The 10,303-nt window shown below is 58.2% G+C and carries 14 protein-coding genes and 1 tRNA gene; 14 read left to right on the top strand and 1 reads right to left on the bottom strand.

The genetic code is table 11. The annotated features are described in order from the left end of the window. Positions 1-176: 176 nt before the first annotated feature. The 9 genes from EN879_RS11905 (at position 177) to EN879_RS11865 (ending at position 6,160) form a co-directional block, all read left to right on the top strand. A tRNA-Met gene (locus EN879_RS11905) sits at positions 177-253 on the top strand. Between the two features lie 239 nt (positions 254-492). Further along, positions 493-867 (top strand): hypothetical protein, encoded by a 375-nt coding sequence (locus EN879_RS11900; RefSeq protein ID WP_063168367.1) that lies wholly within the window; start codon positions 493-495, stop codon positions 865-867. Positions 868-870: 3 nt separating this feature from the next. Continuing rightward, positions 871-1,488, top strand: a complete 618-nt coding sequence (locus tag EN879_RS11895) for a hypothetical protein (protein WP_063168366.1) — start codon at positions 871-873, stop codon at positions 1,486-1,488. A gap of 125 nt (positions 1,489-1,613) precedes the next feature. Continuing rightward, entirely contained in the window at positions 1,614-2,246 is a 633-nt protein-coding gene (locus EN879_RS11890) for a hypothetical protein (RefSeq protein WP_127224369.1), read from the top strand. Positions 2,247-2,278: 32 nt separating this feature from the next. Continuing rightward, positions 2,279-3,079 carry a hypothetical protein gene (locus EN879_RS11885; RefSeq protein WP_063168364.1) on the top strand — a complete coding sequence of 267 codons (801 nt, stop codon included), beginning with the start codon at positions 2,279-2,281 and terminating at the stop codon, positions 3,077-3,079. Beyond that, positions 3,076-3,936, top strand: a complete 861-nt coding sequence (locus EN879_RS11880) for a hypothetical protein (RefSeq protein ID WP_063168363.1) — start codon at positions 3,076-3,078, stop codon at positions 3,934-3,936. Before EN879_RS11885 ends, EN879_RS11880 begins: the two co-directional genes overlap by 4 nt. A 2-nt stretch (positions 3,937-3,938) precedes the next feature. Then, a complete protein-coding gene (locus EN879_RS11875) occupies positions 3,939-4,523 on the top strand; it encodes a methyltransferase domain-containing protein (protein WP_063168362.1) in 585 nt (194 codons plus the stop codon). 44 nt (positions 4,524-4,567) lie between these two features. Next, entirely contained in the window at positions 4,568-5,512 is a 945-nt protein-coding gene (locus EN879_RS11870; protein WP_127224368.1) for a hypothetical protein, read from the top strand. Between the two features lie 51 nt (positions 5,513-5,563). Further along, positions 5,564-6,160, top strand: a complete 597-nt coding sequence (locus EN879_RS11865) for an SDR family oxidoreductase (protein ID WP_063168360.1) — start codon at positions 5,564-5,566, stop codon at positions 6,158-6,160. On the opposite strand, the gene EN879_RS11860 is transcribed toward EN879_RS11865, so the two are convergent. Then, on the bottom strand, positions 6,157-6,393 hold the full coding sequence (locus EN879_RS11860) for a helix-turn-helix transcriptional regulator (RefSeq protein WP_063168359.1): 237 nt from the start codon (positions 6,391-6,393) through the stop codon (positions 6,157-6,159). The genes EN879_RS11865 and EN879_RS11860 overlap by 4 nt on opposite strands. Positions 6,394-6,527: 134 nt before the next feature. On the opposite strand from EN879_RS11860, the gene EN879_RS11855 reads away from it, so the two are divergent. The 5 genes from EN879_RS11855 to EN879_RS11830 form a co-directional block, all read left to right on the top strand. Further along, the gene (locus tag EN879_RS11855; RefSeq protein WP_063168358.1) at positions 6,528-7,139 is read left to right on the top strand and encodes a hypothetical protein; all 612 of its coding nucleotides are present in this window, start codon (positions 6,528-6,530) and stop codon (positions 7,137-7,139) included. Between the two features lie 292 nt (positions 7,140-7,431). Beyond that, complete coding sequence (locus EN879_RS11850; protein WP_127224367.1) at positions 7,432-8,043, top strand: hypothetical protein; 612 nt, start codon at positions 7,432-7,434, stop codon at positions 8,041-8,043. Further along, positions 8,040-8,756: a hypothetical protein gene (locus EN879_RS11845; protein ID WP_063168356.1), complete on the top strand. Its 717-nt coding sequence runs from the start codon at positions 8,040-8,042 to the stop codon at positions 8,754-8,756. The genes EN879_RS11850 and EN879_RS11845 overlap by 4 nt, the downstream gene beginning before the upstream one ends. A gap of 66 nt (positions 8,757-8,822) precedes the next feature. After that, complete coding sequence (locus EN879_RS11840) at positions 8,823-9,719, top strand: NUMOD3 domain-containing DNA-binding protein (RefSeq protein ID WP_063168355.1); 897 nt, start codon at positions 8,823-8,825, stop codon at positions 9,717-9,719. A 226-nt stretch (positions 9,720-9,945) separates the two neighbouring features. Continuing rightward, positions 9,946-10,303: hypothetical protein (locus tag EN879_RS11830; protein ID WP_164774382.1), on the top strand; the 358-nt coding region annotated here is incomplete at its 3' end.

Genomic DNA, 10,303 nt, shown 5'->3' with positions numbered 1-10,303 from the left:
GATGTCGATAGCCGCTGTAAAACACTCGCGGTCTGCCAGCCGAGCGATCTGAATCTGATCGCCGTCGGGCTTCCAGTGTTCTTCGATCACACGTTTGACGACATGACGCCAAGGGAACTGCGCGACGCCGCGCATGCCCGGGCGCGTGAGAGCAACCGCCATTATTGGCCAGTTTCCGCGGGATAGAGCAGCCTGGTAGCTCGTCTGGCTCATAACCAGAAGGACAGCGGTTCGAATCCGTTTCCCGCAACCAATTAAGACCGCAGTAGACATCAGAACGCCATGGGCGGGACGAGGGGCTGCGGCGCCATTTTCAAACAAAGGAGAGTAGCATGACACAGCTTATCCTTCTCGCCATCGCCTGCGCTGCCGGTTGGTACTTCCGCGCGGAGATCATGGCTTTCCTCAAGAAGACATTCGGCAGCGCCGAATAATAGGTTTCAGCGGCGGTCTTCGGGCCGCCGTTTTCATTTTCAAACCCAAGAGGCAAAGATGTCTTCAGTCGAAGCAATTCTTTCGACAGAGTTTTCCGACCCCTTCGTGCAGGGCATGAAGGATCGGATGGTGGTCAGCTTCTACAAGTATGGCTTGGTCTCCGAAGCCTATCCTCACAAGGTGAACGCAATCACCTCCCTGACTGACCGCTTGAGGAAATATGCAGAAACTGGGAACACTGAGTTCCTGATCGACGCGGCCAATTTCGCGATGATCGAGTTCATGCACCCGTCCCATCCGTCAGCCTTCTTCGAGGGGACGGATTCTGATCAGTCTCCCGGGCGCCGTTCGAAACGGTCTGGCATTCCGGATGATCGCGACAATCAGTCTATCGGCACGAACCGCAACAGCGAACTTGCCAAGTTTCGATAGGTCATGGCCGTCACATGCCTCCCCATCGCACCATTCGGCGATCGGCCGGTGGTTGTTGCCGCTGGCGGCCCATCGCTCACGCTCAGCCAGATTCGCAGGATCGGTATGGCGCGCGCCGAGGACAAGATACGCGTCATTGCCATCAACGATGCGATCTACCCTTGCTGGTTTGCTGATATCCTGCATGCGTCCGACAAGCGCTGGTGGAATATGCACAAGGGAGTGCCTGCATTTCGCGGGTTGAAGACCTCGCTCGAGATCACCGGTTTCCATGACGTCCGGACGCTCAAGAACACCGGCATTGAAGGCTTTGACGACACGCCAGGCTGTATCCGTGGTGGCTGCAACAGCGGCTACCAAGCGGTCCATCTGGCCGCGCAACTCGGCGCCCGTCGGATCGTCATTGTCGCCTTCGATTTCTCCGACGACGGCGCCAAGTCGCATTGGTTCGGACCTCACGGTCCCGGGATGGATCTCCACTCCAACACTGAAAACTGGCGCAAGCATTTCCGCGGCCTGACCGACGAGCTCGCGCGCCGCAAGATTGCGGTGGTCAACGCGACCATCAAAAGCACGATCACCTGGCTGCCAAGGATCAATCTGGACACCGAATGGTCATAGGCGTCGCCTCCGACACCTTCAGCGACTCGCCGTATTATCGACGGGACGTCTTTCGGAGAGGATTGGCTCGCCTCGGATATGCAGTCGGGCATCCGCCGAAGGAAAGGCCTGGTCCGACGGACGTCTTGCTGATTTGGAATCGGTCGAGAGGTAATCACGATCTCGCCAATCGGTACGAGAAGGCTGGCGCAAGGGTTCTGGTGGCCGAAAATGGCTACATCGGGAAAGATAGGGACGGGCACCTGCTCTATGCGCTTGCGCTGGGGCACCATCTGGGCGCCGGCGCGTGGGTTGAGGGCGCCGGCGACCGATGGGATCAACTTGGCATCAACTTGCTGCCATGGCGCTCCTGTGGCGGCGAGATCGTTGTTCTGCCGCAGCGCGGGATAGGTGAACCTGGCATTGCGATGCCGTCTGACTGGACGGCAAGGGTCGTTGAGCGTCTCCGGAAGGTGACGGACCGGCCGATAAGGATTCGCCCGCACCCAGGCAAGGAAAAGACTGATCCGGACCTGCAGCATGCATGGGCCGCGGTGACCTGGGCAAGCGGCGCCGGCATCAAGTCGATCGTTGCTGGTGTCCCAGTCTTCCACGATATGCCGACATGGATCGGCGGACCAGCCGCCAAGTGTGGCGTCAGTGACATCGAAAATCCATTCCTTGGCGATCGCCTGCCGATGCTCCGCAGTCTTGCCTATGCGCAGTGGTCCTCCGAGGAAATCCAAGAAGGAACGCCGTTTAAGTGTCTGCTCGGGTAACGGTCTATCAGATTCCGGCGCACAAGCGGTCAATGCTCATCGGCGCGGCAATGGCGCAGGGCATCCATCGGGTGGGCGACAATGTTCGCGTCATGCCTTCGACGTCTTTCAAATCTCCGGACTCGGATATCGCCGTCTTTTATGGCTTTGACGAAACGCTCCGGGCTGTTTTCAAGGGCTATCGGGATGCCGGCCGGCCGGTTGTCTATGTCGATCTCGGATATTGGGGCCGTAAGGATCTCGGGCGCTGGACTGGTTATCACAAGGTCTCGGTCAACGGTCGGCACCCAACCTCCTATTTCCAGAACCGCAGCCATGACGGCTCACGCGCCGCCAAGTTCGGGATAAAATTCAGCGAATGGACGACAGGTAGCCACATCTTGGTTGCCGGAACAAGCGACAAGGGCGCCGTCGTTGACGGCTTTGCACCGGAGGAATGGGAGCGCTGGGCGGTCGCGGAACTCCGCAGGCATACCGATCGCCCGATCATCTACCGCGCGAAGCCCAGTTGGCTTGGTGCGTCGCCTATCCCGGGATCGATGTTCCAACAGACTCGCGACGACGTCAGGAAGATGCTGGTGGGCTGCCATGCGGTGGTCACGCATCACTCGAATGTTTCGATCGATGGATTGATTGCTGGCGTGCCTGCCTTCTGCATGGAAGGGCTCGCGTCTCCGTTGGCATTGTCTGACCTATCGAAGATCGAAGAGCCGCGGCGCCACGGTGACCGCGAGCAACTCGTCAACGACATCGCTTGGTGCCAGTTCGACGTGCAGGAAATGACTGAGGGTGTCGCCTGGCGGCATCTTAAATCGGAAGGGCTCTTGCCTTGAAGGTCTGCTTTTATCGCTCGTCTAAACCCCGTGAGGGTCTGCTTGCCGATGCCTTCGCGCGCGGCGTGATCGAACACGGCGACGAGGCGGTTGTCAGGCAGTTGGATGGCGATGTTCAGGTCGCTTCAGATTGCGAAGTCGCGGTCATGGTCGGCGTGAAGAGCAAGGAACTCTATCAGGCGAACTGGCGCGCAGGGATTCACACCATCCTTTTGGATAAGGGTTATTCGCGGCACAGCGCCGGCGGCCCGATCAAGACATGGGAATACTGGCGCGTGTCGGTCGACGGTCATCACCCGACGCGGTATCTGATGAAGACGCCGCGGCCGGCGGACCGGCTGCAGAGACTGCGCCTGAAGGTCAAGCCATGGCGGACCATCGGTGACCACATTGTCATCGCTGGATCATCGGCCAAATACAACGCTTTCTATGGGCTTCCGGAGCCCACTGAATACGCAGAAAGCCTTGTCCGACATCTCCGCCAGTTCAGCGACCGCCCGATCGTTTATCGGCCGAAGCCAAGCTGGAAAGAAGCGGTTGCGATCGACGGTGCTCGGTTCTCCTACGGGGAAGGCGAGACCATCGACCAAGTTCTCGACGGCGCGCACGCGGTCGTCACCCACGGCTCGAACGCCTGCTTTGAAGCTGTCCTCGCCGGCATTCCATGCGTTGTACTTGGTGATGCGGTGGCGAAGCCGATCTCGTCGGTCAAGCTGGCTGACATCGAGTCGCCACTGATGGTCAAACGTCGTGATCGGAACCAGTGGCTGGCGAATCTTGCATACGCCCAATTCACTCTGCCGGAATACGCAGACGGCGAGGCGTGGCAGATCATCCGTCCGCAGATTTACGGGTAATCATGAAACCGAGCGAGCAGTACCGGGCCGCGCTTGCTGACGCCACGCGTCACCACGCCGAGCACAAGACCTATTCCGGCAAGTTCCTGCGGCCGCACGCTCCTTTCATCAAGGAGATCATCGAGCGCCTGGGTTGCGAGACGATTCTCGACTACGGCTGCGGCAAGGGCGAGCAATACGCCTGGCGCAACGCCGATCCGACCGGGTCCATCCCGGTCGGCATGACGATTGAGGAATATTGGGGCATCCCGGTCACCAAATTTGACCCGGCCTATCCGCCATTTGCCGCCGAGCCTATTGGCAAGTTCGACTTGGTCATCTGCACGCATGTCTTGGGATCGATTCCGGTCCTTGATCTGCCGTGGGTGCTCGACCGGCTCTACTCGCTGTCGAACAAGGCGCTCTACATCGCCGAGAAGATCGCGCCGGTGAAGAAGAAGGTTTTCAAGAAGCCGGACCTGCATCCTTTCGGCTGGAACGCCACTCGCTGGATGACGGCGATCAAGCGCGAGAAGCCCATCGAAGTCGTCCTGTCCGTGCGCGAGAAGCGCGCCGACGGCGTCTTTGTCGAACGGTTCTCCATATGAGGGTTCGCGTCCTTGGCGCCGGCTGGTTCGGTTGCTCCATCGGATTGGCGCTGATCGCCGCCGGCCATGACGTCGAGGTGCATGAGAGCAGCGGCCGCATCTTCAACGGCGCATCGGGAAACATCCCGGCCAGGCTGCATCTTGGAGCTCCGCACTATCCGCGGTCCTCCGCCACGCAGAAGGCCTGCCAAGAGCACCAGGTCGAGTTCCTTGAGCGATACGGGCAATTCACACGGTCAATCCCGGTGAACATCTATGCGGTCGCGCGTGACCATTCGCTGATCGACTTCGGCACCTACACGAGGATCCTACGCGATCAAGTCGAGTTCCTGACCCTCTACGATCCGGCCGAGTTCGGCCTGACCTATGTCGAGGGCGGCGTGATGCTCGGCGAGCGCCATATCGTGGTCGACGACGCCAAGGCCTTCTTTGCGAAGGAACTGGACGGGGCAATCAAGTTCAACACGACAGTCGGCGAGGTCGATAGCCGCGACTATGATCTAAGTATCGACTGCACCTTTTGCGCCAATGACAGCGCCGGGGTCGATCGTTACGAACCCTGCCTTGTGGTCCTTCTGAATGGGCCTACCGACAAGTGCGTCACAATTACAGACGGTCCGTTCCCCAGCCTTTACGTGTGGAACGAGGATCTCGGTCTGTCGAGCCTCTCTTCGGCGAAATGGACGCCGTTTTCGAAGAACTGCAAGACCTGGGGTGAGGCGAAGGCCCTGCTTGATGGTCTGAGCGCCGCGGACATTGAGCGGCAGGCACAGTTCATGATCAGCGACATGGCCGGCTTCTACCCGGCGGTGCGCGATCTCTATCAAGTGGCGGATTACCGCCTCAGCATCCGCGCCATGCCGCTTTCAGGGTCAGACAGTCGATTGGTTGACGTCGTTCGCGTCGGCGAGCGCGCGCTGAGAGTCCGCGCAGGCAAGATCGATGCGGTGATACAGGCCGAGCGGATCATCAAGGGGATGATCGCGTGATGTCTTTGGCCGATCTTTTGGCCGATCTTTTCGGCTCTATCGGGTTGTGACATGACCATCGTCATCACCGGCTGGCGCAGTGCCATAGCCGAAGCGTTCCGCACACTTCTCCGTTCTGCCGAAGTCACCGTCCACGGCAAGCCGATGGAGCCGAACTTCCCGATCGACGCGCAGCGCTATCTGTTCTGCCAGGGCCTGCTTCGTCCGAAGAAGTACGACGATCAGACTGAAGCCGAGATCAAGGAAGGCATCGAGGTAAACTACACCTCGATCGTCCGCGCCTGCGACCTGATCTTCGCCGGCAACGAATTCGCCCGGGTCTGCATCATTGGGTCCGAAAGCGGATACCGAGGATCATTCGATGAGAACTACGCTTCATCGAAGGCGCTGATCCACAGCTACATCGAAACCAAGCGTCTGACGCAGCATCAGCAACTGGTCGGCATCTCCCCGGGGATCATCGGCGACTGCCGCATGACGACATCCAGGACTGACGTCGACAACCTCATTCGCCGGCGTGATGAGCACCCGAAGAAGAGATTCCTCGAGGCAAGCGAAGTCGCCTCGATGGCGAGGACATTGATCTACTTCCAGCCCTACGTCTGCAACGTCGTCATCAGGATGCACGGCGGATTGGTCGACGGTTAAGAGAGTCGAACTCCAGCGCCGCCGTCTATTAAATCATTCTTCGCCAGCAGGATGACACCGGAGCGCTTTATGGCCTCTTCGAGTGCTGTCAAATTGTTTGCCATTGGAGTGGATCTTCCGGCCTCAAAGTTGCGGAGCGTGCTGAGGCTGATTGATGCCATATCTGCCATATCTGCCTGCGAGATATCGAGGAGAGCGCGAGCGGCCCGGCATTGCTCTGGAGTGATTGTCATGGTTTCTCCTTGCAAGTGATTTTCGATAACCATAACGAAAATCGTTTGACAAGTCTAGACTGACGAAATATGTTCGCCTAAACGATAATCGTTATTCGCCATTTAGGCGGATGGCAAGGCGACCAGAGGACCGAATGAAAATCCAAGTGACCATTCAGGGCATTACGCCCCTGTTGATGAACAGGTTCACCGAGCATAACGAAGTGGCCGTTTCAAGCGGTACATCGGTGAATTTCAAGGGCGACCGCGGGACACCAAGGCAGCAGGCGGAGCCGAAGCGGTATGCTGATGGTGACGGCAAACTCTATATCCCCGGCCCGAACATTTTCGCGTGCATCATTGCGGCGGGAACATTCCACAAGGCTGGGAAATCGAAACTAACCACGCTGCGGACATCACTCATTCCTGCCGGCATCATGGTTGATGACCTTGTCTGCAATTTGACTGACCTTGATGGTGATCCGCTGACGGAATGGGAAGTCGATAGCCGTTCGGTCGTTATCCCGTCGACTGGCGGCCGCATCATGTGTCATCGACCGCGCGTAGACGTATGGGCGGCAAAGTTCACCTTGGACGTGGACGAAACAATGTTTTCACCATCGCTTGTCCGTGCAGTTGTGGATGACGCTGGTAAGAAGATCGGGCTCGGCGACTTTCGTCCGGCCCGAAAGGGCCCCTTCGGTCGTTTCGTTGTTTCCCGATGGGAAATAGTGAAAGACGGCGGCGGTCTTCTACAGGCAGCTTAGGCTGCTCACGGTCCGATCAGGCTGCGCATCGTCGGGCATTGTATGGCGTGGTCCGGCGCGGCATGGTTAGGCGGCGCTGACCAAGGTTAGGTAGCGCAGGGCGTGGCAAGTTGCTGTTTTGCAAGGATATGGCGGTCTTCGGACCGCCATTTGCGTTTCTGGCCTCCCCAACAAGGATTTGCTGATGACTGTTCGAGTCTGCTCCCTTTGCTGGGGCACGGCATGGGAACGCTATGGCCGCACGTTCGCGCAGACTTTCGCGGATTATTGGCCGGCGGATGTCGAACTGGTCATGGTCACCGACCGCTTCATTGGCCTCCCGCGTGGCAAGCAAGCGCCGCTGGAACTGATCAACGGCTACCGGGCATTCCTGGACCGCTGGAGCAGCGAAATGGCCGCCATGGGCCATCGGGCGCCGGCGGGCACGAAAACGAACGAGAACGGCTACTCATGGCGCCATGACGCTGTGAAGTGGATGCCGCAGGCGCTGGCACCCATCCCGGGCATCGAAGGTCTTGAGGATGGCGACATCTTCGTCTGGTTCGACGCCGACACCGAAACCACCGCGACGGTTCCGGCCGGCTGGATTGAATCGCTGCTCGACGGCGCGGACGTAGCCTGCATCAGGCGGCCGGGGCGTCACACGGAAATCGGCTTCTACGCCATGCGCATGAGCCCGGGTACGCGGCGCGTGCTGCGCCTGTTCGCCGACTTCTACCTCAACGACTCAGTGTTCAAACTCACCGAATGGCATTCCGCCTTCGTCTGGGACCGCGCGCTCGAGACGGAACCGGAACTGAAGGTCAGCGATCTCAATCCGACCGGCGCCCGCGGGCATGCCTGGCCCAAGACGCCATTGGCAGCCTGCACTGAGCATCACAAGGGCAAGAGAAAAGACCAATGAGGCACGTCAAGCACGCCTTCTACATCGGATTCGATCCGCGCGAGGCTGCGGCGTTCGCCGTGACAAGGTATTCGCTGAACAAACATCTTATAACCCCCGTCCCCGTGAGAGGTCTGGTTCTTGCGGATCTTCGCGCTCGCGGCCTATACACTCGACCGACTACCGTGCGCGATGGTCGCCTTTGGGATGACATCTCCGGTGCTCCAATGAGTACCGAATTTGCGATCTCTAGGTTCCTGTGCCCTCATCTGGCGGGTAGCGGATGGGCAATCTTTATGGACAGCGATATGCTAGTCCGTTCAAACGTCGAAAGGCTGTTCAAACTTCTCGACCCGTCGAAGGCAGTGATGGTTGTCAAGCACAACTTTCAGCCGCCGGAAGGGATCAAGATGGATGGTCAAATTCAAACCAGGTATTCTCGAAAAAATTGGTCAAGCGTTTGCGCTTTCAATGCGTCGCACCCGGCGAACGCTGCTTTGACAGTGGAGATGGTGAACTCACTGCCTGGGCGTGAATTACATGCCTTCTGCTGGTTGGAAGATAAGGACATCGGGGAACTGGATTGTTCGTGGAACTGGCTGGCCGGTCACAGTGATCCGGAAATCGAACCAGACATATGCCATTTTACCGATGGGCTGCCATTCATGTTGGGGCATGAAGACGCTCCATTCGCAGATGAGTGGTGGCAAGAATTGTCGAACTGGGCTATATAGAAGCGAGCCGCCACGGTGTTGGAAGCACCGTGACGGCCCTAACCGAAACGATCATGTGAGGATCGAGTGGCTAACGACAGCATACAGCAAATTTCCGTCTTCATATATGGCCTGATTGATCCCCGCGATGGTCAACTGCGCTACGTTGGAAAGACCAAGAATTCCTTGAAATCTCGCCTTCTCGCCCATGTCAGCGACGTCAGGCGCGGCCGAACTTATATCCCTCGTCACAAATGGCTCTGTGACCTGCTGCTTGCCGGTGAATTCCCGGAAATTGTCGAATTAGACAGGGTTGCCTCCGACGCATGGCAAGAGGCCGAGCAATTCTGGATTGGCTATCTTCGTTTCGTTGGATTGCCACTGCTGAATGGCACAATCGGCGGCGACGGCACTATCGGGCATAAAATGTCCGAGGAAATTAAGAAGAAACTCTCAGATGGCGCCACCAAGCGGTATCAAAATCCCAACGAGAGAAGAAGGACCGGCGCTGCTGTCAAGCGCGGTCAAGACACCGACTCTTATCGGGCTTATATGCGCGAGCGGGCGGCGAAGTGCACGCCGGAGAGTTTGGCCAAACTCCACGAGGGGACGAGAAGATATTGTCGGTCCGAAGAGGGCCGGAAAGCAATCGCAGATCGAATGCGCGGCAAGGTTGTGTCTGAGGCGACAAGGAAAATTCTGTCTGAGCAGCGTCTAGGAGTAAAACTCCCCATCGAGACGCGCTTGAAAATGGCAGCGTCTAGATTGGGCAGAAAACACAGCGAGGCGACCAAGGCAAAGATGAGGGCGGCGATCAATCGCGATGCGTCATCCTTGCGCACTCGCGAGCGTTGGCTGGACCCGGAATACGTAGCCAAACAAGCGGCCGTCAATCGATCCGCCAAACTCAAATCAAAATGGGCCGACCCCATGTGGCGGGCAGAGCGTCTGGAACGACAAAGAGCGGCAAGAGCGAAGACATGAACCTGCAACCATCATCCTCAAGAAGTATGTAATGTCCGGCCTACGATCGCCGCTCAATTTCGCCAACACGGTCGACTACGAAGCCATCAAGCGCCATGCATTTCATGACCAAAACATTGTGATAGTCCGTTTGGACGATCCGAAACTATCCTGGGCTGATCGCGAAATGCTCCGCGCTGTTGGTGAGCGCCTATACGGAGCGCCTAAGCCGGCCGGGAGGTAGGTTATGGGCGGTATTGGCAGCGGCGGCAACGGCAGACTTACGGACGCTGAGAAACGCGCCAAAGGCACATTCCGAAACGACCGGACGGATGAGATCTACGCGGCCAAGGCCGCCGAGAAGGTTGTTGTCGGCCCTTGGCTGACTTCGATTCCTGAGCCGACCATTCCGCTGAATGCGGTCGGCAAGGCAAAATACGACGAGATCACTGCGCTCCTCTTCGCCACCAATAAGCTGACCAAGGTCACCTGCGGCGACTGCGAGCGCATGGCCGTGATGCACCAACAGATGCATGAAAGGCTGACGGCGGGCAAAGCGGTCTCGATGGATCTTATCAAGCGCATGGATGCGATCAGCGTGAGGC

The sequence above is a fragment of the Mesorhizobium sp. M7A.F.Ca.AU.002.02.1.1 genome, assembly GCF_003998535.1.
Taxonomy (GTDB): domain Bacteria; phylum Pseudomonadota; class Alphaproteobacteria; order Rhizobiales; family Rhizobiaceae; genus Mesorhizobium; species Mesorhizobium ciceri.
Note: the sequence above shows the minus strand (reverse complement) of the source record. Positions and strands in the feature narration are given on the sequence as shown.

Bases quoted from the DNA above. Each gene is read 5' to 3' on its own strand.
- EN879_RS11900 (WP_063168367.1), top strand. From the start codon at position 493: ATGTCTTCAGTCGAAGCAATTCTTTCGACAGAGTTTTCCGACCCCTTC.
- EN879_RS11895 (WP_063168366.1), top strand. From the start codon at position 871: ATGGCCGTCACATGCCTCCCCATCGCACCATTCGGCGATCGGCCGGTG.
- EN879_RS11885 (WP_063168364.1), top strand. From the start codon at position 2,279: ATGCTCATCGGCGCGGCAATGGCGCAGGGCATCCATCGGGTGGGCGAC.
- EN879_RS11875 (WP_063168362.1), top strand. From the start codon at position 3,939: ATGAAACCGAGCGAGCAGTACCGGGCCGCGCTTGCTGACGCCACGCGT.
- EN879_RS11865 (WP_063168360.1), top strand. From the start codon at position 5,564: ATGACCATCGTCATCACCGGCTGGCGCAGTGCCATAGCCGAAGCGTTC.
- EN879_RS11860 (WP_063168359.1), bottom strand. From the start codon at position 6,393: ATGACAATCACTCCAGAGCAATGCCGGGCCGCTCGCGCTCTCCTCGAT.
- EN879_RS11855 (WP_063168358.1), top strand. From the start codon at position 6,528: ATGAAAATCCAAGTGACCATTCAGGGCATTACGCCCCTGTTGATGAAC.
- EN879_RS11850 (WP_127224367.1), top strand. From the start codon at position 7,432: ATGGTCACCGACCGCTTCATTGGCCTCCCGCGTGGCAAGCAAGCGCCG.
- EN879_RS11845 (WP_063168356.1), top strand. From the start codon at position 8,040: ATGAGGCACGTCAAGCACGCCTTCTACATCGGATTCGATCCGCGCGAG.